This is a genomic window from Streptomyces sp. NPDC048560, from assembly GCF_040650955.1.
Taxonomy (GTDB): Bacteria; Actinomycetota; Actinomycetes; order Streptomycetales; family Streptomycetaceae; genus Streptomyces.
The window spans coordinates 151,688-172,958 of sequence record NZ_JBEZIJ010000011.1 but is presented as its reverse complement, the minus strand read 5'-3'; the positions used below and the strand labels follow the sequence as shown (position 1 = coordinate 172,958).

General features: G+C 67.1%; 13 protein-coding genes. 7 read left to right on the top strand and 6 right to left on the bottom strand.

Annotated features, from left to right (window positions below; all coding sequences use genetic code 11):
* Positions 1-53 precede the first annotated feature (53 nt).
* Genes AB0C82_RS27795 through AB0C82_RS27785 form a run of 3 tightly spaced genes read right to left on the bottom strand, consistent with a single transcriptional unit; the run spans position 54 to position 4,017 of the window.
* Positions 54-959: a DUF6339 family protein gene (locus AB0C82_RS27795; protein WP_362846922.1), complete on the bottom strand. Its 906-nt coding sequence runs from the start codon at positions 957-959 to the stop codon at positions 54-56.
* A complete protein-coding gene (locus AB0C82_RS27790; RefSeq protein ID WP_362846920.1) occupies positions 956-1,933 on the bottom strand; it encodes a hypothetical protein in 978 nt (325 codons plus the stop codon). Before AB0C82_RS27790 ends, AB0C82_RS27795 begins: the two co-directional genes overlap by 4 nt.
* Positions 1,930-4,017: a helix-turn-helix transcriptional regulator gene (locus AB0C82_RS27785; protein ID WP_362846918.1), complete on the bottom strand. Its 2,088-nt coding sequence runs from the start codon at positions 4,015-4,017 to the stop codon at positions 1,930-1,932. Before AB0C82_RS27785 ends, AB0C82_RS27790 begins: the two co-directional genes overlap by 4 nt.
* Positions 4,018-4,333: 316 nt before the next feature.
* Here AB0C82_RS27785 and AB0C82_RS27780 point away from each other — a divergent pair, with 316 nt between their 5' ends.
* The 5 genes from AB0C82_RS27780 (at position 4,334) to AB0C82_RS27760 (ending at position 16,641) form a co-directional block, all read left to right on the top strand.
* The gene (locus tag AB0C82_RS27780) at positions 4,334-4,705 is read left to right on the top strand and encodes a hypothetical protein (protein ID WP_362846916.1); all 372 of its coding nucleotides are present in this window, start codon (positions 4,334-4,336) and stop codon (positions 4,703-4,705) included.
* Positions 4,706-4,823: 118 nt separating this feature from the next.
* On the top strand, positions 4,824-9,623 hold the full coding sequence (locus AB0C82_RS27775) for a DEAD/DEAH box helicase (protein WP_362846914.1): 4,800 nt from the start codon (positions 4,824-4,826) through the stop codon (positions 9,621-9,623).
* The gene (locus AB0C82_RS27770) at positions 9,620-11,533 is read left to right on the top strand and encodes a UvrD-helicase domain-containing protein (protein WP_362846912.1); all 1,914 of its coding nucleotides are present in this window, start codon (positions 9,620-9,622) and stop codon (positions 11,531-11,533) included. The genes AB0C82_RS27775 and AB0C82_RS27770 overlap by 4 nt, the downstream gene beginning before the upstream one ends.
* Positions 11,530-14,781, top strand: a complete 3,252-nt coding sequence (locus AB0C82_RS27765) for a helicase-related protein (RefSeq protein WP_362846910.1) — start codon at positions 11,530-11,532, stop codon at positions 14,779-14,781. The genes AB0C82_RS27770 and AB0C82_RS27765 overlap by 4 nt, the downstream gene beginning before the upstream one ends.
* A gap of 3 nt (positions 14,782-14,784) precedes the next feature.
* Entirely contained in the window at positions 14,785-16,641 is a 1,857-nt protein-coding gene (locus tag AB0C82_RS27760) for a DUF1998 domain-containing protein (RefSeq protein WP_362846908.1), read from the top strand.
* Positions 16,642-16,756: 115 nt separating this feature from the next.
* Here AB0C82_RS27760 and AB0C82_RS27755 read toward each other — a convergent pair whose 3' ends face one another.
* Complete coding sequence (locus AB0C82_RS27755) at positions 16,757-17,377, bottom strand: ATP-binding protein (protein WP_362846906.1); 621 nt, start codon at positions 17,375-17,377, stop codon at positions 16,757-16,759.
* A 212-nt stretch (positions 17,378-17,589) separates the two neighbouring features.
* Between AB0C82_RS27755 and AB0C82_RS27750 the strand changes: the two genes are divergently transcribed.
* Both AB0C82_RS27750 and AB0C82_RS27745 read left to right on the top strand, forming a co-directional pair.
* Entirely contained in the window at positions 17,590-18,435 is an 846-nt protein-coding gene (locus tag AB0C82_RS27750) for a helix-turn-helix transcriptional regulator (RefSeq protein WP_362846904.1), read from the top strand.
* Positions 18,435-18,647, top strand: a complete 213-nt coding sequence (locus AB0C82_RS27745; RefSeq protein WP_362846902.1) for a DUF397 domain-containing protein — start codon at positions 18,435-18,437, stop codon at positions 18,645-18,647. Before AB0C82_RS27750 ends, AB0C82_RS27745 begins: the two co-directional genes overlap by 1 nt.
* A 139-nt stretch (positions 18,648-18,786) precedes the next feature.
* Here the strand turns inward: AB0C82_RS27745 and AB0C82_RS27740 are convergent, their stop codons facing one another.
* Together AB0C82_RS27740 and AB0C82_RS27735 are read right to left on the bottom strand one after the other, a co-directional pair.
* Positions 18,787-19,884, bottom strand: coding sequence for a hypothetical protein (locus AB0C82_RS27740; RefSeq protein ID WP_362846900.1), 1,098 nt, complete (start codon positions 19,882-19,884; stop codon positions 18,787-18,789).
* A 257-nt stretch (positions 19,885-20,141) separates the two neighbouring features.
* Positions 20,142-21,125, bottom strand: coding sequence for a hypothetical protein (locus AB0C82_RS27735; RefSeq protein ID WP_362846898.1), 984 nt, complete (start codon positions 21,123-21,125; stop codon positions 20,142-20,144).
* Positions 21,126-21,271: the final 146 nt, after the last annotated feature.

Sequence of the window (21,271 nt, the reverse complement as noted above, 5' to 3'; positions counted from 1 at the left end):
TCGGACGGATGCACCTGGTGGGCGCCCATGTGTTCCGGGGGCGTCGACCAGGCTCAGCCCTGTGCGGTCATGGACCGAGCCCGGTCACGCAACGGTGCCTCTGCGGCGAACCGCTCGAACATCTGGGTCAGGACCTCGCATGACGAGCGCCGTGCCGTGCCGTCGACCGGCCCTTCGGGGAGACGGTCCCACGGGACGGCCGCAGCTGATTCCACCTCTTCGATCCACTCGGAGAGCGCGTAGTGATCGGGGACGTCATCCGGAGCGATCACCTCGTACATAAGCGTGCTCCCGGCCACGTTGACCGCCGTGCAAAGAGCGTTGACCCGGTCCCCGAGCCGCGTTGCCCCCTGTCGGGACAGGCTTTCGAGAACCCGCACCAGGGCCAGTGCGGTGGGCTTGTGATCGATGGTGGAGAGCCTGAGAGCCGTGTTGATCATGTCCTGATTCCCGCAGGCGATCTCCGCAGGGGTGTAGTCGGCACCGTCGCGGAACATCTCGGCGGCCCACCACAATCGGGCAAATGCCTGGCTGTAGTGAGGACCCACGAACCTGACGCCGGTGACCTTCCTGGGGTCGCCGTCGGGGGACCCTCCGAGCGGCAGGTGTCGCCACAGAACGTAGTCCGGCGCCACAGCCAGGGCCAGGAAGTTCCACAGACCGGCGTTCGCCGCCTCGGCGCGGGTCATCCGCAGGGTCGCGTGCAGCCTGGGTGCCAGCCAGGCATCGGCATCGGTCCTCGCCGCGTCGAACCGGCTCATCGCTTCTTCGACAAGCTCGCGCACCGGTTCGACGTTCCAACGGGCGGAGTCGCTCTCTATGGGCGTGCTCGCCCGAAGAATCGCCACTTGTGGCAGGCCGTCCCGGCCCTCGCGCACCCCGTGAGTGAGGATCCCTGTGGCGACATTGCCCGGCAGCGAGGCGAGCCGTTCGGGGGGCTCGATCTGGTGTGGGCTCATCGACGCGGACCTTCCTGGGCACGACTCACGGCGCGGATGGTGGCCGTCAGATTCTTGGGCACCTGTCCTCGTTTTCCTGCTGTGTAGTGGATCCGCGCCTGGATCTCCGCCCACCCGCGGCCATCGCCTCGACGACTGTGCGCCTCCGCCAAGGCTTCGGGGAGCGGCAACCCGGGGAACACCTCAGGAAGCATGGATCGCAGCACCGACTCCCGCCATCCTCCGGGAAGGTGCGGGGTGCCGTCCTCATCGAATTCGAGGTCACTCAGCGCCGAGTGGAACATGGTCGCCCAGGCCTCACCCGCGATCTGCGCGGCCACCATTCCGGCAGTCGCCTTCTCCAGCGGACCTCGAGCACCGGACAGCAGCTCGGGAAGCCCTTCGAAGGACGTGTTGATCAGGACCGTCGGCAGGTCCCCGGTGGTGTCGATCAACCAAGGCGCGTCCGCGAACCGGCGCAGCCACTCCTGCGGGCCGTCCCGGAAATCCTTCTCCAGGATCTCCAGATCGCGCTGCCTGGTCGGTGTACGGGCGAGCAGGTCCACGACCCAGGGCGTATCCGTCCTGCCGATGACACGCCCGTCGACTCCACCGTGAGTACCGACGACGCTCACGTCGAGGAGCGCGCGTGCCGCGTGCGTGGAGCGGCGTACCCGGACCTCCCCGCGCCAGTGCGTGTCGCCACGACGACGTTCCAATCGACTCACCACGCGGGTGTTGGTGGCTCCCTCGGTCAGCACGGCGACGCAACTGACTCCCGACCACGGGCCCTCGTCCAGTTCATCGGTGGGGAGGGAGACTTCCAGGTCGAGGACTCCCTCGGTCCAGTCGTCCCGCTCGATCTGATGAAGGGCGACGACCTGATCGCGTTGGGAGATCAGCGACAGTTGCAGAGGCTTCCCGTCCATGCTCGCCCCTCGAACGGTGACCTCGATCTTCCCCACCAAGGTCGGGTACGCGTACACAGTGCTCACGCCGAAGTCTCCCGTGCCTGCTGGATGTCCACGATCACACCGGCCATGGCGGCGGCCACGGGGTGGCTGCGGACAGCCGTGACACCCCCGAAGCGCGCCGACCGTACATCCGGGTCGATCAGCAATCGGCCCTCGACGACCTGACAGTTCTCTCTCGGGAACAGCTCGGCCCACTCCAATGAGGGACGCCCTCCTGACCGCACATCGAACTTGACCACCGGCAGCAGTTCCCAGCGGTCGTCGCGCTGCGGGACAGTCAGCGTCACGTCCAAGGTCCAGGCCCCGTCCCCGTCCACCTTCCCGACGACCCGGTCCACGAGAGGGTGCCCAAGGCCACGTCGACCGCTCGCTGCCACAGGCGCATCGATACGCAGAAGCTTTCGAAGGATCTCCGGGCCGGCCGAGTCCTGGCCGACGGCCCGCCGACCGACCACGCCGCGCAGCGCCGCATCCATTGCAGCGTTGAACTCCGTCAATCGGCGGGGAGCGTTGGCGTAGGCGGCGGTGAGCTCCTCGGTCGTCCCCCACCTGTCGTGCTCAGGCGGCTCGGCGGCCCGTAGGAATGCCTCGGCGGCATGCGTCGCCGAGCCGTCATCGCCTGTGGCGAAACCGGCGAGCAGGACGGCTTGGAAGGGGTCCACTCCCGCGCCCAGACCCCGAGGGGTGCGGGCCGTGACAGACATGCGGGTGCCGCGCATACAGATGATGCGGCTGTGCTTCTCGTCCTTGTCCGCAGCGGGAGTGACAAGGAGTACGGCACGGTGGTTGTACCCCTCGGCTCCGCGTCCGGCAGCCCGTAGTGGCGGCACGGCGAAGGCCACGTCCCTGGCTGCGACCTGTCCGGACTCCGTGAGTTCCTCGACCGTCTCGCCGTCGAGGTACGCCCGCAGCGCGTGGACCAGTGCCGGGTGCCGGCCGAGTGGATCAACCCGCTGTTCCGGGACCACGAATTCACCGTTGCGAAGGGCACGGACCGACGCTTCGAGCAGTGCCGGCGTCGAACGGCCCGAGGTCATCGCCGCCCAGAAGTTGTCGGACAACGCCCGGCCGAGAACTGCGTGCAGATCCTCCAGGGCGTTGTTGCCCCCGGCCGCGTCGTGGGCACCCACGACGAGGAAGGAAGTCCCCGGGTCATCGCTGTCCCGGTCGAGACACAGGTCGGCGACCACTCGCTCATCGGCCCACCAGGAGCGGGACACACCTTCGTGTTCCTTCTCTGTGTCCGACTCACCGAGCCAGGCGGGTCCGGCGTAGGCGACTCCATCGACCTCACGCCAGGGAAGATCGAGACGGCCGACCACCCGGCGGGCCGTCCGCCCCTCATGTGCCTCGGACAGAGTGCTGTTGATCAGCACCAGGCCGAGCCGGCTGGCCGCCCACAGTGTGGCCTTGCCCAATCCGTACGATCCACCGGCTCGGTCGTTGCTCTTGTGACTGTCCAGCTGCCGACGGACCACAGCGGCATATCGTCCGTCTCCGTACTCGGGTCCGGTCAGACCCGAAGCGTTGTAATCGTCAACCCGGAGAAGCAGGAGGGAGGAGTCTTCACGCAACGCCCGCAGCCCTTCGGCTAGAGCTCGGCCGACCTTGTGCCGGGACTGCGCGGCCGCCGCGTAGTGGGGCTCGAGCTGATCCCACTTCAGCGCGGAGAGGAAGGAGTGCAGGTGTTCACCGGTCAGTTCGTGCAGGGTGAATCGCACCCGCACCGGGCGCTCCGGATCCAGTCGTTCGTCAAGGGCGTTCTGGGTGACTTCCCTGGCCAACACCGCCAGGTTCGCGTCGAAGGCGAAGACGGCCGCGTTGCCGTATTCCCGACCGCCGTCCTGGTGGGCGGCCCGGTGGTACCAGTCGATCGGCCGATCCGATCCGGCATCGGCATCCCTGGTGATCAGGGTGGCAACGTTTGTCTCCAGGATCTCGGCGATCTTGACCAGCACCTCCGCCCTGGGACGCGCCCTACCGGTGACCCATGCCGAGACGGCCGCACGCGTCAGCTTCAACTCCTGGGCGAGATCCGCCTGCGACATGCCGTTGCGACGCAGTTGGCGTCCGAGCCAGACGCCGAAATCCTCGATGTCCTCCACCGACCCACTCCCCCTCGGTTCCGAGCGGTTCACCGTAGCACTTCATTTGACATCAGCATGGCGTCAAATGTTGCTTGACGAACGTGATCGATCCAAGCGCCAGCAAGGTTCGTCTATTTTTCTTCACCTTCTGATCGACACTCCTTCACAACATGCCCTACTGTCTTTCTTGGCAACTCCCAACCCAACCAGGGTTGTTGACGAATGCCGACTCCTCAGGGGCGGAGCTCTGCCCCTGAGGGTCTGCTTGCTGCGTTCTCATGCGTCATCCAGTCACGGGCACACACGTCGGTGCGCCCAACGGGAGGGGACCCACATGATCAAAGACGATGATGCCTGGATGGCGTGGTTCATCACGGAGTACGACAACCTGGAGGACCCCGACCTCCGTGCCGAACTCCTGCTGCACCACGGCATCCACCCCCAGGTCCTGGCCTCGGAACGGCGGCGCCTCGCCCGCCTCACGCAGACCACGCACACGGAGCAGACCCCCACCCCTCCCGTGTCTCCCGCTCCCGCGTCGCGAACCTCTCGGGCCACCCGCCGTCGTCCCACCACTCCTCGGCACGCAGGTCGCCCTCGCACCTACCAGGTCACTCGCACCCGGAGGATCCGCACGACCGGGCGGACGGTGACGATCACCACGACTACCGTCACCACCGTCATCACGGTCACCACCAACAGCTGACCCCCCGCTGATCAGCTGTGCCACCTGCTATTACCCGGGGTGCCGGCCCGATGCGCCGGCACCCCGTATCCCCCCGCGCATCCTCGGTTCGTTTTCTCTCATTCGAGACAGGTGCCTCATGACCGACCCGCAGGTCGCCGACCCTTCGCTCCCGCCCGTGATCGCCACCGTCATCCGACAGTCCTCGACCGTCCTGAGGACCTACGAGGTCGACCCGGGACTGGTGCAGGAGCATGCCAACGGCGAGCGTCGCATCACACAGGGGGGCTACGGCGAACGCCAGTTGCTCGAGCTCGTCCAGAACGCGGCCGATGAGATCGCGGCCGAGCCTGGCGGCAAGCTGCATGTCGTACTGACCGACACCCACCTCTACTGCGCGAACCAAGGCACCCCGGTCACGCCGGAGGGGGCGGAGACGATCCTGCGCATGAGCGTCTCCCGCAAGCGCGGTGGGCAGATCGGACGATTCGGTGTCGGCGTCAAGTCCGTACTGTCCGTCTGCGACTCCCCCCAGTTCTTCAGCGGGAACGGCGCATTCGGTTTCGGCTTCGATCGGGAGTGGTCCGCCGCCGAGATCGCGCGAGCGCTCGGTCGACAGGGCGATATTGACATGGACACTCCGGTCCTTCGTATGGCCCGCCCCCTCGATGTCGATCAGGAACGCGCCGACGACCGCGTACTGGACAAGCTCCTGAACTGGGCAACCACCGTTGTCCGTCTACCTCTGAAGAAGGGTGCCGCCGAGCGACTCGGACGCGACATCAGCGGTTACAAGAGTCGCGACGGTCGGGAGACGGATGCCTTCCCTTCTCATTTCCAGCTGTTCTCCTCCCATGTCGGGCAGGTGCTGCTGCACGACGAGCGCACCATGCCCCCGGCACGCAGAGAGATCTCGATCGAGCGCAAGGGCAACCACCGCACACTCAGGGAGGTGGCACGCGGCGCCAAGCAGACGACCGAGCAGTGGAAGGTGTTCTCGGCTTCCTACTCGCCTGCCGGTGAGGCCGCGGACAGTGCGGGCGAGCTGCACGGCCGACCGGTGCTCGAGGTCTCCTGGGCAGTGCCCGAGTACACAGTGCGTAACGGCCTTTACACCGTGCCCGTCGGAAGAGGCACGTTCTGGGCGTTCTTCCCGACCAAGTACGAAGTTTCGCTGACCGGCATCCTGAACGCCCCGTGGAAGACCAACGAGGACCGCCAGCACCTTCTCGACGGCAGCCCCTTCAACAGGGAATTGCTCCAGGTGGCCGCCCGGCTGGTGATCGATACTCTGCCCGCGCTCATGCCCGACGAGGACCCTGCCGCATACCTACCCCTGCTGCCGGGCCGCACCAAGGAGAAGCTCAACTGGGCGGACGACTACTTCCTCCGTCGAGTGTGGGAGATGACCGCCGAGCATCCCTCTCTCCCCGACCAGAACGGCCGACTCCGGGTCCCGCGCGACCTGTTCATCACGCCGACCAATCTGGAGAAGGAATGGGTGCAGATCTGGTCGGAGTACGGCGGCCGGCCCTCCAACTGGCTGCACCCATCCGTCGACGCATCCGACAGCGCCACTCGGCGTGGCAAAGTGATGCACATCCTGGAAGCCGCAGGGAAGACTCCCGAGAGCGTCAAGGACTGGCTCGAGGCTCTCGTCTCCGACGGATCCGCGGAGGCCTCCTCCCACGCCATCGAGATCTTGTCCCTCATGGTGCTCAAGGATCAGGCCGCACGGCTGCGCGACGACTCCGCGCTGACCGCCGAAGCCCGCAAAGCACGGATCATCCTCACCGAGAAGCACGGGCTGGTCGCACCCGTTGCCGGTGAGATCTTCCACCGCACCTCTGCCGACACGCTCCGCGACGACATGGTCTACGTCCACCCGTCGATCTCCGAACGCCCCGAAATGGCGCGCCACCTGCACACCATCGGTATCAGGGTCGCCGACGCGCAAGGACGGTTCGAGGGCGTCCTTGATCAGGGATTCGACAACTACGACAACAATGCGTGGGGGAACTTCTGGATACTGCTGCGCAGCGCCGGCGGCAGCCTGCAGGTCGACCGGATGCGCATCAAGGTGCCCAAGCCGCTCGAGACGCTGCGTGTCCGCACCCTGGACGGTCGCTACCGACCGATGCGCGACTGCCTGCTGCCGGGCCCCGTGGTGCCTGCCGACGGGAGTCGTGACAACGCCGTCACCGTCGATATGACTTTCCACGAGAGCGACAAGCCGGTCTTCCGCGACCTCGGACTGTTCGACCGCCCCACCGGCGGCTATCGCCCCCATGACGAGCCGTGGTTCCAGGAATACAAGCAGGTCCTTCACGACACGCACCTTCGTGATCTGCCCAGCACCGCTCCCCGTCCCAGCATCACTCGCCTCGCCGTCGAAGGTGCTCCGACGCTGGGACCACTGCACCTGCTGCCCGTTCTGTCCGAAGAGGGACGCGCTGCATTCGTGTCCGCGCTGCCCGCATCCGACATCTCACAGCACTGGCAGATGCAGTACGGCTCCACCGCCGGCACGCGCAAGGCAGTCATGTCCCCGCTGCGCTGGATGATCAAGAAGCACGGGCTCGTCAGGACCTCCATGGGCCTGACCCGAGTCTCCGAGGCTGTCGGCCCCCAACTCAAGAGTTTCCGAGCCGTGCTTCCTGTCGCCGAGATCTCGGAGGAAGCGGCGCGAAGGCTCAAGATGCCTACTTCCTCCGACGAAGTGCCCCTGCGGCGCTGGAGCAAGTTGTTGGACCTCCTGCTGGCGAGCGAGGACGACGCCTTCATCGGGCGTGCGTACGCGCTGCTGCACCGGGTCGGCTTCGAGTTCCCGGAGGGCCTGCTCACCCGCTGTAGGGTCGGATCGTCGTGGGAGGGGCGTCGCGACAGTGAGATCGCTGTTGCGACGAACGCACAGGAGTTCCAGGAACTCGTGCGTGAACGACTCCCCGCCCTCCTGGTCACCGACAAGGCGGACGTCGCCACAGCGAAGGAGATGATCGAGGACTGGGGGATGCTCAAAGTCTCCGACGTCATCAGCAGGGAGATCGAGCCCGTCAAGATCGGGCGGGCTTCATCCTTGTTCGAGGAATTCCCGACGGTCAAGGCACGCCTCGGCCAAGCCGCCGGCAGCCTGAAGATCCAGCGCTGCTCGGAGCTCGACGAGGTCATGCGCACGCCCATGGGCAGCGACCGGAAGCAGATCCCGTTCGCTCGGAAGGGGCAGACCCTCTTCGTGCTGGACTCTCTCGATCGGCAGCAAGTGCTGGAGGCCGCGGACAAGGAGTTCAAGTGGGGCTGGGGCCCGGGAGGCTGCCGCCAGGCTCTCGCCCTCCAGGACAAGCAAGAGCATGACCAAACCCTCCTGAAGCGTCTGCGGGAGGTACGAGAAGCCGAAAGTGTCATCGACAAGATCGATCTGCTGATCGGTGAGACGGCTCTGCGTGGCGAGCTTCCTCCCGGGCTCATGGAGAGCGAGATCCAGGAGCACGGCAGCGAGCCGAGTTCGCGGCGCATCGCGGAGATGGCCTTCAACGCCCACGGTGAGGCGATCCTTCGCGTGCACTCACGCGACCTCGCGCTGGACTTTCCCACCCGCGCCCCCAGCTCCTTCACCGGAAGTCCGAAGGCCCTGCTCTTCGTCACCGACCTCGGGTTCCCTGACTCCTTCGCGGGCGCCCAGGTGCCCTCGCTTGAACCCCGCCTGGAGATCGACGGCCCTTCTGAGTTCCCGGCCCTGCACCCGTACCAGGAGGAGCTCGCGCAAGCACTGCTCGGCCTGTTGAAGAACCCGATGCCTCAGCGCGGCATGCTCAGTCTGCCGACCGGAGCGGGGAAGACCCGTGTCACGGCGGAGGGTGTGATCCGCTGGATCCGTGACCGGACGAATCTTCCCGGCCCGATCCTGTGGATCGCCCAGACCGAAGAGCTGTGTGAGCAGGCCGTGCAGAGCTGGAAGTTCGTCTGGTCCAAGGTCGGCCCCGAGCAGCCTCTGGTCATCAGCCGGCTCTGGTCCTCGAACGAAGCCACTCCGGTCGCCGGGCGCCCGCACCTGGTCGTGGCCACCGACGCGAAGCTGGCCAGCTGCTTGGAGGCGGAGAACTACACCTGGCTGAGAGAAACCGCCTCGCTCGTCATCATCGACGAAGCACACACCGCGATGTCCAAGCGCTACACGGGTCTGCTGGACCAGCTCGACCTCACGCACCACCGGACAAGTCGCCACCTGGTCGGTCTCACGGCGACCCCGTACAAGAACAACGCGGAACTCACCCGCCTCCTGGTGCAGCGATTCGGCAGTCGCCTCGACACGGGGGTCTTCGACGGCGATCTCTCCGTCGCGATCAAGGGTCTGCAACGCATCGGTGTCCTGGCCCAGGTGAAGCACAGGGAGCTGCCGGGTGCCGCCATCGCGCTCACGGCCGACGAACGGGCCCAGTCGGAGAAGTTCGCCACTCTCCCCAAGGGTGCCGAGCAGCGGTTGGCCGAGGATCACGGACGCAACCAGCGCATCGTCGACGAGATCGCCGCCATGCCGTCCGACTGGCCGGTTCTGGTGTTCGCCACCTCCGTGGCCCACGCCAAGCTGCTCGCAGCCAAGCTCGGCGACCGGGACATCAAGGCCGCCGCCGTCGACGCGACCACGCCCGTCAACGAACGCCGTAAGCAGATCAGCGATTTCCGCCAGGGCAGGATCCAGGTCCTGACGAACTACGGCGTGCTCACCCAGGGCTTCGACGCGCCGGCCACCCGTGCCGTGGTCGTCGCCCGCCCGACGTACAGCCCGAACATCTACCAGCAGATGATCGGACGTGGTCTGCGTGGGCCGAAGAACGGTGGCAAGGAGAGCTGCCTGATCCTGAACGTGCGGGACAACATCACCAACTACGGTGAGTCGCTCGCTTTCACCGAGTTCGAGTACCTGTGGGACGGGAACCAGTGACAGTCCCCTCCGTCATCGAACATCGGCTCACCCCCGCGCAAAAAGCCGTGGTGGACCAGCCCTGGGACGCCCGGGTCCTGGTCACGGCGGGAGCAGGTGCCGGCAAGACGCACACCCTTGTGCGGCGGCTCGACGTGCTGGTGGAGCGCGAGGAGCTGGAGGCCGGGGAGATCCTGGTGCTCAGCTTCTCCCGCGCCGCCGTGCGTGAGCTCACGGAGCGGATCGAGCGACATGCCGCCGCCGCCCAGCGGATTCGTGTCCATACCTTCGACGGCTGGGCGGCGGCCCTGCTCAATCGCGCGTACCCGGACGTGGATTGGGGGACGTACACGTTCGACGGCCGCATCGAGGCCGCCACCGAGGCGATCGACAAAGGAGCGATCGAAGGTGGCGAATACACGCCGGCCCATGTGGTGATCGACGAGGTCCAGGACCTCGTCGGTGTCCGACGGGAGATGGTCGAGGCGCTGCTCGATCGGTTCCAGGAGAACAGCGGGTTCACCGTGGTGGGTGATTCGGCCCAGGCCGTGTACGGGTTCCAGGTGTCCGATCCGGATCAGCGGGCGGAGGAGACGGACCGTTTCCTGGAGTGGGTACGTGCCACCTTCGGCGAGGACCTGGTGGAACTCCACCTGGGCGACAACTTCCGGGCCCGTAGTGAGACGGCTCGGATGGCCCTGCCCTTCGGCCCCCAGTTGCAACGGCTGCCCCGCTCTCGTGCCGCTGCCGCCGGCGAGGCGGAGCGTATCCACGGTGACCTACGTGCGTTGCTCCTGTCGACGCCGAATTTCGGCAGCCTGGACGACGAGTTCGTGCTTGCGGCGCTGCGCGATTATCCCGACACCACCTCGATCCTGTGTCGCGACAACGGCCAGGCCCTGGCCCTGTCCGGCATTCTGTCCACTGCCGATGTCGGACACACTCTGCAGCGTTCGACTCGCGAGCGCTCCGCCCCTGTCTGGATCGCGGAACTGCTCGCCTCGACGGGAACGACCGCTCTCACCCGTGAGCGCTTCGAGGAACTGTTGGCCGATCTGCGGATCCCGGCCGGCGCCGTGCCCGAAGCCCTGTGGCGGTCGGTACGCAAAGTGGCACGGGGTCGTGGTCGCGGAACCCTCGATGTCGTCGCCCTGCACCGTGCGCTCGCCGAGGGCAGGCTGCCCGACGAGCTCACGACGGCACAGCCGTCCTCGCTCGTGATCTCGACCGTGCACCGGGCCAAGGGCTTGGAGTTCGACCGGGTCCTGATCGTCGAACCACGTGTACTGAAGGAGCCCGTCCCGGTCAAGAAGAAGAAGTTCGACTACGACCCTGCCGCGGAGGCCCGACTGCTGTACGTGGCCATGACACGTGCCCGGGACGATCTCTACGTCCTGGACGCGCCCAACTCGTGGATGCTCCGGAAGGACAAGCGGATCGACCGCTGGTACCTGGGTGGGCGCAGCGCCTGGGCCCGTAACGGCATCGAGTTGACCGGTTCGGACGTGTCCCACGAGCAGCCTCCCGGCACGGAGGAGTTCCGGGAGGACGCCGAGGAGCTCTGGCGTCACCTCGTGACCGACATCGCCACCGGGGCCGAGGCGGAGCTCGTCCTGTTGCACGGCATCCCGGTCGCCTCCGACCAGTCGCCCCCGTACGCGGTAGTGGTCGGTGGGCGACAGGTCGCGGTGGTGTCCGAGCGTTTCCGAACAGACCTGCACCGGATGCTGCGCCGCACCTCACACTCAGAGGTCGATCGATGGCCACCCCTGATTACCGGCCTCAGGGTCGACTGCGTGGAGAGTGTGGCGGGCAGCCCCGCCGTCACCGAAGCCGCAGGGCTGGGGACGCACGGCGCGTGGGTCGCGCCCCGGTTGTGCGGTCTGGGGCGCTTTCACTGGTACGCGAACGGATCCGAGGGGGACGAATGAGCGAATCGACTCACCAAGCGCACTACGAGGTGCGCGATGCGCTCATCGACGCCCTGCGAAAGGACCTGCTGGGTCCTGTGGGTGGCGTGGACGAGGTGCTCACGGATGATGCGCCGATCACTATGTACCCGGTCGGTGTGCTGTTTCCGCGCTCACGGGTGGAACCGCCCGTCGGATCGTCCCGGACCGGCACCATCGAACAGGGTGAAATGGAGGCCGAGCGGGACGGGCTCGACGCAGTACCGCTCGGCGTCCGGCGGGACAGCGAGGAAGGCCCCGGCGATCTGGGTGTCTCGCTGGCGAACGTCCGGATGCCCTCGTCCATCGGCCTGACATTCGCCGTGGACCCGACCGAGTCCGCCTGGATCCGGTTGACCGTACGCACCGCCGTCTACCTCCCCGAGGACGCCGAGGGAAAGCCGGTGGCCGCGAAGCGGACCGAGGCACGGAGCACGAAGGGCCAGCGGGAGCATTGGCGACGCTCCACCCTGCGGATCGAACCGGTTGATGTGGATGTCACTCAGCCGGGTCTGCTCGAGCCCTTCGTGCTTCACCCTGGGCTGGAACTACGTGTGCTGGTCCGCCCCCGGTCCGGGACGAACGGGCCGGTGACGCTGACGGCCACCGTCGTCAACAGTCTCGAGGTCGGCCAGTACGACCTTCGCGACGCGCACTGCTTCTACCAACCAGAACTGACTGTCACGGCGAAGGACGGCAACAGCCCCGTGTTCGTGGTGCGGCCGGCCACTCTGGGCGCGGTCGACTCGGAGCAGGCGCTGAGCCGGCTCCTGCACCGTCACGCGCCGAACTTCGCCACTGGGCACGGCTGCGCGGCGCATTGGGATTGGACGCCACCTGCGGTGGGATCCGTATCGATCGATCCTCCGACGGTCACCGCCCTACGGACCGAATTCGTCCCCTCCCACGAAGTGTTGCTGACCGATTCCAATCCCGGGATCGACGACGGCCCACTGGCCATGTACCGACTGGGAACCGACCCGTCCCATGAGGTCGTGGCGGCGCTTCGCAGCATGCTGGCAGGATACGAACAGTGGATCGAGACCCAGGAGCGTCAGGCTCGTCTGCTGCGTGACACGGAAGACGGCAAGGCCGCGGCCGATCAGGTTCTGCTCTGCAGACGCGCACTGCGTCGGATGCGCGAAGGTGTGGAACTGCTGGCGGACACCGGTCGTCCGGACATTCTGCGGGCGTTCCAGCTGGCGAACCTCGCGATGGCGGACCAGCGGGCACGCACCGTGTGGATCAAGCGCGGTAGGTCAGGCCGACCGGACGAACAGGCCGGACGGTGGAGGCCCTTCCAGATCTCCTTCGTCCTTCTCTGCCTGGCCGGAATCGTCGATCCGACCCATGAGGACCGAGAAGTCTCCGACCTGCTGTGGTTCCCCACAGGCGGCGGCAAGACCGAGGCATATCTCGGACTGATCGCCTTCACCACCTTCCTGCGACGCTTGCGGGACGGGGAGGCCGGGGCAGGCGTCACCGTTCTCATGCGATACACGCTCCGGCTCCTCACCCTCCAGCAGTTCGAGCGTGCCGCAGCGCTGATCTGCGCCATGGACCGGCTACGGGCCGCCGACCCCGCGGCGCTCGGGCACGAGGAGATCTCCATCGGTATGTGGGTGGGCCGCTCGGCCACCCCCAATACTCTGGCGGTCACCGAAGGCAAACTGGCCGACCTCATGCGCAACGAGAACCTCCAGTTGCAGACCGAGAACCCTGTCCAACTACGCAACTGCCCCTGGTGCGGCGAACCACTGCGTCCTCGGGACTACGCGGTCGACAAAGATGCCAGACGCATGACGGTGAGCTGCCCCAACGGGAGTTGCGACTTCCACCGGGGACTTCCGGTGCACCTCATTGACGAGGCTGTCTACGCTCACCGCCCGACCTTGGTCATCGCGACGGTCGACAAGTTCGCCTCGATGCCCTGGCGGCCCGCGTCGGCGGCTCTGTTCAATCGGGATGTGGACGGGGTACGGCCGCCCGAACTCATCGTCCAGGATGAGCTCCACCTGATCTCGGGCCCGCTCGGCACCCTCACCGGCTTGTACGAGACGGCCGTGGACGCCCTGGCGCAACGCCCCAAGGTCATCGCCTCGACCGCGACCATCCGTCGCGCCGACGTGCAGGGTACCCGGCTGTTCGCCCGTTCGGTGAAGCAGTTCCCTCCCGGCGGCCTCGACGCACGGGATTCCTGGTTCGCCGTCGAGACGCCGCGCGAGCGAAAGGCGGCCCGCTGCTACGTCGGCCTGCTGACCTCCAGCACCAGCCAGGCCACCTTGCTGATCCGGGTCTATGCGGCCCTGCTCCATCGGGCGCACACCCACGATGCCCCTCCTGAGGTGAAAGACGCCTACTGGACCCTGGTCGGCTACTTCAACAGCTTGCGACTGCTTTCGGCGGCGGAGCTCCAGGTTCTCGACGACGTCCAGGAGCGGCTGGGGCACCTCGCCGTGCGGGACGGGCTCAAGGCACGTCGGGCGGACGCTCTCACGGAACTGAGCAGCCGGGCGAACGCCAGTGACATCTCTCGCCGGCTCAAGGACGTGGAACGCCGGCTCCCGAGCCCGGACGTGCTGGACGTGTTGCTCGCCACCAACATGATCTCTGTGGGTGTCGACGTGGACCGGCTCGGGCTGATGGCCGTGATGGGGCAACCACAGACCACCGCCGAGTACATCCAGGCAACGAGCCGTGTCGGTCGACAGCACCCCGGCCTTGTTGCCGTGATGCTCAACTCCACGCGTTCCCGGGACCGTTCGCACTACGAGGACTTCCAGAGTTTCCACTCCGCCCTGTACCGGGAAGTGGAGTCCACGAGCGTCACCCCCTTCTCCGCCCGGGCCCGTGATCGAGGGCTGCACTCGGTGGTGGTGGCTCTGGCCCGGTTGATGCTGCCTGCCGCACGGGACAACGAAGCGGCAGCACAGGTGGAGGACTTTCATACCGACCTCCGCCGGCAGGTCGGCAAGGCCCTGCTCGACAGGGTCTCGGCGGTCGAGCCGGCCGAGCTCGAAGCCACCACAGCAGCCTTCGAAGAGTTCGTCGACTGGTGGCGGGACGAGGCACTGGCCCGCCCGAACCTCGTGTACGAGGCTCCACGTGGCTCCCGGGGGCCCGCCCTGCTCGCCAACTACGACGACGAGTCGGCCGACGTGTCGCCGTGGAAGACACTGTGGAGTCTGCGCGACGTAGACGCCTCGTCCACCTTCTTCGAGGAGCGCTGAACCATGGGTCCCGTCCCGCCCCGCACCCGTCGTCGCGGCCTCCCGTCCGCCCCGGCACGTACCGCCCGCAAGCTCGGCGAGATCCGACGCGCTCAGCTCATCACGACCTACGGCGTCGGAGCCATGATCGCGGTGGAGAACGAATCCTTCCTCATCCGCGGCATCGACTCGTGGGACATCTCCGAGGCGCCCTTCATCTCGGAGCCCAGGCTGGCCCGGCAGCTGGGTGTCTCCGGGTTCCGGATGCCACCGGCACCCGATCCCGACTCGGCACGGGACGGCGTACGAGCGGTGCGCTTCCCGGAGATGTATTCATGCCCTCACTGCCACCAGTTGCAGCCCTTCCGTAAGTTCAACTCGCCCGCCGGACGAGCCGAATGCTCCACCTGCCAGGAGAGCCTGGTCCCGTCCCGCTTCGTGATCGCTTGCACAAACGGACATCTGGAGGACTTCCCCTACTGGAAGTGGGTGCACCGGGGTAACCGAGTGGGTTCCGGGTCTTGCGGGGGCCAACTGACGTTCCGGTCCGACGGCTCCACCGCCTCGCTCCGTGCCGTGTTGATCGGTTGCACCTGCGGGGTGGAGACGGTGTCCATGGAGGGGTCGTTCCGACGCCAGGCCCTCCGGGACCTGGGTATCCGGTGCGGTGGGCGTCGTCCCTGGCTCAAGGACGCTCCGGCGGAGAGCTGCCAGGAAGCGCCGCGGACACTCCAGCGAGGTTCCTCGTCGGTCTGGTTCCCGGTCATGTTTTCGGCCCTGTCCATCCCCCCGTGGAGTCAGGGCATCGCCAAACTCGTCGCGCCGTTCTACGACTCCCTCAAGGACGAGGACGCCACCTCTATCAAGTCGTACGTGCGCATCGGAAAGCTGCTGCGACACCATCCGAGCTACACCGAGGACGACGTGGTCGCCGAGGTCGCACGGAGACGTGCGGCCGAATCCCCAACGCTGGAACCGGTCGATGGCGCGGAGGCCACAAGGCGTGCCATCGACTACCGGCGGGAGCTGTACGCGGGTGAGTACCGAAGCCTGTCCAAGCCGCACCGCGAGATCGCGGAGGAGGACCAGGAGTTCGTCTGCGAGCCGCCGACCACCTCGATCGACCCACTGCGCTCATCCCACGGGCTGACCCAGGTGATGTTGGTCAAGCGCCTGCGCGAAGTGCGGGCACTGCAGTCGTTCCGGCGCGTGGAGGAACCGAGTGCGGCGGACACTCCCCTACGCGAGGCCGCTGTCTCCCTGGCCGAGCCGAGTTGGCTTCCGGCCTTCGAAGTGAGCGGTGAGGGTGTGTTCGTGCGACTCGACGAGGAGCGCCTGCGAGCGTGGGAGGAGCAGCCGGAGCAGGTCGCTCGCGCTGCCCTGATCCGTGGGAACCACGAGAAGCTGCTGTCCGCACGGGCAGGCGACTCGGACAAATCGGTTCCGCCCTCGCCCGCCACTCCTCGCTTCCTCCTTCTGCATGCCCTGGCACACATACTGATCAACGAATGGAGCTTGGACGGTGGCTACCCGGCCGCATCTCTGCGCGAGCGGCTCTACGGCGAGCAGGATATGGCGGGGATACTGATCTACACGGCCACCAGTGACTCTGCCGGGAGCCTCGGAGGCGTCGTCGCTCAGGCGGAACCTGACCGTCTCGCCGTCTCCCTTCGAACCGCCCTGCACCGAGCGAGCTGGTGCTCGAACGACCCCCTGTGTATGGAGTCCGAGGCGAGCGGCGCGGACAGCCTTAACATCGCCGCCTGCCACGCCTGCCTCCTCCTTCCCGAGACCAGCTGCGAGAACAACAACATCTTGCTCGACCGGTCAGCTCTGGTCGGGACACCGGACGGACGGATGCCGGGCTTCTTCACCCGCTGACGCCCAACGCTCAGGGCGCTCGGGATCTGGCATCCCAGGGTGCGGGATCCACCCCGGCAAGAGGAGTCGATGACGCCCGAAACGGGCGGGTCCAGACCCGAGCGCTATTCCCAGCTCAGGCCGTCTCGGCCTCGTAGTGCATCTGTGCCCGGTCCAGCAGGCCGTCCGGGTCGCCGCCCTTGGCGGAGACCCAGTGAAGGAGATCCGCAATGAGGTCGGTCGCGGACTCCTCGAGGATCTGGGCCGAGCGGCTTTGCAGGAGGGGAGCTCCGAGCTCTCGTCGGTAGTTCGCGAGCGCCGCTTCGGCCCGTTGCACCCGCCTGCACCGCAGCTCCGGGTCTGCCGACAGCTCGCACCACACCGCTTTGCCCGTGGCGGTCAGCAGCGTGCCCCAGTCGAGGGCCATGCCGGCAAGCAGGTGAAGACCCCGGCCGCACTCTTCGTCGCAGGCCGCCGAGCTGAGGACAGGCACGCGGAAGCTCCTGTCGTGGAGCTCGACGCGGAGACGGCCCCCAGCTGCTTCCAGCACCAGCGTGGCCGCGGAACCTCTTCCCACATGCTTGATGACGTTGGCCGCCAGCTCACTCACAGCAAGCTCGGCTTCGTCGGCGAAGGCCGGCAAGGACCACGCCGTGAGCTGCCCTCTGACGGCTCTCCGCAGGTCCCGAACCGCTGCCGGCTCGGCCTCGAACGGCAACACACTGCGGAGTTGCGAACTGGTGTCGTGTCCGGACATGCACTCTCCTTCCGGCGCCACATCAGCCATGCACACGCCGTGTCGATACGGCTGCGCTGAGTGGCCATATTTGCGAGTATGGCAGCAAGAAGTCTCACCGTGGAACTTCTCACCAGAATCGATCGGGTGAATCCGGGCACCCTTAACTCGCCTCATGCATAGCCTTGTTGACCCGGCCGCGACGTATGGCACGGAACGAAAGGCTCCCGTTCATGTCCGTCAGGACCACGACACGACGCCGTCAGCTAGGCGCGATGATGCGCAAGTTGCGCGCACGGAAGGGCATGACGCTGGAAGAGGCCGGGCGGCTCGTCGGGATCTCCAAGGCCACCGTCAGCCGTTACGAGACCCAGGAAGGGCCGGTGAAGTGGCCCATCGCCGACGCGCTCTGCCGGCAGTACGACGCCAGCGAAGCCGAACTGTCCGCCGTGGTCGCCCTGGCGAAGGACGCCAAGCAGCAGGGCTGGTGGGGCCCGTACACCGACTCCATCCCCGCCGACATGAGTCTCCTGCTGACGCTTGAGGACGAAGCCGTGCGCGAGGACCACTTCTCCTGCACCTATGTGCCCGGCCTGCTCCAGACCCGGAACTACAGCACGGCGATTCAAGGAGCCAGCGAGATGCGCCTGGCGCCGGAGGAGATCCAGCGTCTCGTGGATATCCGCATGAAGCGCCAGGCGATCCTGAGCCGGCCCGAGCCGCCCCACCTGTGGGCGATCCTCGACGAGTCGGTGATCCGGCGCGTCGTCGGATCACCCGACGTCATGCGCGATCAGCTGGACCACCTGCTGGCAGCCAACAACTCGCCGCACATCACCTTGCAGGTCCTGCCGTTCTCCAAGGGTGCTCACGGTGCGGCGTTGGGAAGTTTCGTGATTCTGGGCGGAGTCGAGGCGAGCCTGGATGTCGTGTACGTCGACCTACATGTCGGATCACTCTTCATGGAGAAGGACGAAGAGCTCGCCCGATACAGACTTGCGTTCGACTACCTGCGTGCACAAGCGTTGGACATGGCCACATCGTCGGCCTTGATCGAGCGCGTTCGCAAGGAGATGTAATGCCTTCGGTTCTTCCCTCCCACAGGTCTCTCAACTGGTTCAAGTCGTCGTACAGCGGCGCGAACACGACTGAGTGCCTTGAGGCCGCCCATCTCCCCCGGGCCACCGCCGTCCGGGACTCGAAGGTCCCTGACGGGCCGATGCTGATGTTCCGCCGGCCGTCGTGGGCAGGGTTCCTCTCCGCAGTACGGCACCAGCAGCTCGGTCGGTAATCCCCGGGGTGGCAGACGAGGCCCCCTGAAGCCGGCCACCCCCATCAGCCGGTGCAGACTCCCTTACGGATCCCGTGGCGCGCTCGACGCAACGCAGCATCCGCAAGGCTGAGCGGACTTGGCCTCGCCGCTCCCTCGGTCAGGCTTCTGCCGTCTGAATCCGCGCGAACCGGTCCCGCCACGGGATGTGCCCCGGATCAGGCTCCTCGGGCGGCCGGGGGATGGGATGCCAAGCCGCGTAGGCAGAGGCCCGGCGGCACTCCGCGCATTCCGTCTCGTCGCCCAGTGGTCGGAAGAGGTGCTCGTCGCCCAGTGGTCGGAAGAGGTGCTCGTCGCCCGCCCCCTTGCACATGATCAGCTCGCGGGCGAGCGGCGCCGGCAGCGCGAGCTGCGGCGCAGGCGGTGCCGGGTCCTCGGGAAGTTTGTGGATGAGGCGGTAGCGCAGGAAGCCGACCGCCGAGTGCACACCGTTCTCAGGGCGTTCGGCGAGCATCGCCTGCCGTAAGTCGGACGCACTCAGGCCACGCTCCAGCCACTTGACCGCCTCGACGGCCAGAGCCCGGGCCTCGCCGACACCCAGATGCAGTTCGCGGCGCGAGTGGCGCAGGGAGAGCAGAACCCGTTCGGCTCGGGCCAGTTGGAGGGTTCGAACCGGGTCGGCCGGGGTCGAGGGCGGTGTCGGGGCCGGAGCTGGAGCTGGTGCCGGAGCCGGATCAGCCGAGATGGGGGACTGCGTCGACGCCGAGCGCAGATCAGTCGGCTCCGGCGACGCCTTCGGCTCCGCTTCGGAGGGTGGGTGGGGAGTGGTCTTATCACTGTGGTCTTCTACAGGTTTATAACCACCGGCCCTCCGGCCGGTCGGCACACCGACCGCCGGAAACCGTGCACCCGGCGGCGGAGGTGCGGGCGGATCCTCCCGCAAGGACCTTGCCTGTGCGGTCGTGAGCGGCTCGTTCGAGATCAGCTGATGAGTGACCCAGCGGCCCCCGTCACCCTGACTCCGCCACTCGTGCACGTACCCGTTGGCGATCAGCTGCCGCTTGGCCTTCTGGTAGGCGCGCCCCTTGATCTCCAGCTTCTCGGCCAGCTCGCCCAGGGGCTTACAGGCGCACTCCCCAGGGAGACCCTGGACGTACAGCACGAGGATTTTCGCGTCGCTGTTCAGACGCTTGTGACGGACGACCTCGTTCGACGCCTTCGTGTAGAACGCAGACGGAGCGATAACATGACGGAGCATTTCCGGTGGGTCTCTTCCACTGGTGATGAAGGCCCTCGGATGGTGTTACAGCACCGCCGGGGGCCGCACCATGTGCGCATGTGCACACAGAGCGTAACGTCTCGTCACCGTACAGCACCGTTTCCATCTCCCGCCATGCGAACGGGACTTCGAGGCGTACTCCTGGTCTCGGCGCCCCGAAGGGGCCCATATCTCCGTACAGTCCGGCGCCTGGGCGGAGTTCGTGTCCGGCCTGCGGGCGTAGGGCCCGACCTCCCCTAACCCCGTACCACCACCGAAATCGGTTCCCTGCGGCCAGCGCCCAGTCGTAGCTTGGCGAGGATCGCGGCCACCACCTCCGACGGGTGGTCCCGTACCAGTGCGGGGGCCACGCTCACCACCTCGACTCCGTGGGCCTCCAGTTTCAGGCGGCGGAGGAGGGTGGCGCGGTATTCGTTCACGCCCAGGTGGAATTCCTCGGAGTCGACCTCCAGGGCGACGCCCTCGCGCGGCCAGTACGCGTCCGGGACCGCCAGGAAGATGCCGTCCTTGGTGAGGAGCGTGGGATTCCACAGGGCGTCCGGGACTCCGGCCGCGCGCAGTACGTCGCGGGCGCGGCCCTCCTCGATCGAGCGGACGCCCACGAGGAGTTCCTCCGCTGCCGCGCGTACCGGTTCACCGCGCAGGACATGGCCCGCGCGGAGTTCCGCGAGGAGGTCCCGCGGGTCGCAGCGGCCTGCCTGGACGGCGTTCGCCAGGACCGCTCGTACGCGCTCGGGGGACGCCTCGCGGGCGACGAAGTCCGCCGCCGCGCGCGGTCTGCGGACGCACGGCACTCCCTCCAGGAGCAGGGTGGGCGGCCGGCGCCGGGTGCGGCGGACGCGCACGTACGCCACGTCCCGCACCCTGCGTGCCTCGCCGAGCAGCACATCCACCGTCCCGCTGCCCGTGCCGCGTACCCCGTAGAGGGACAGCGCGGCCTCGCCCGTCACCGCGGCCGTCGCTCCGGACAGTGGGTCGGAGTCCGGGTCCGCCGCGTAGAGGACCGCCGCCAGAACGCGCTGGTACGGGTCGGGGTCGCCCGCCTGTATCAACGTCACCCGGGGCAGCAGCCGTTGCCAGGGGCCGCCCGGTTCGCAGCGGCGTCTGATCGTGCTTCTGTGCAGGCCGGCGGCCTGGAGCTGCCGGTGGGTGGCCAGGCTCCGCTGGCGGCGCTTGATGTGGTCGATCTTCCTGACATCGGCATTCGTCGGGGCAGGCATGATCCACTCCTCCCCATCCCTGTCCCCTCCCACCCCCAACTGCCGTTGCGGGCTCCCTTGTGGAGCGTCCAGCGCGTTGTACGCAACGCTGCATCCGCAAGGCCGTAAGCACTGGCCTCCGTGCCCGCCCAGTCAGCCTTCCTCCG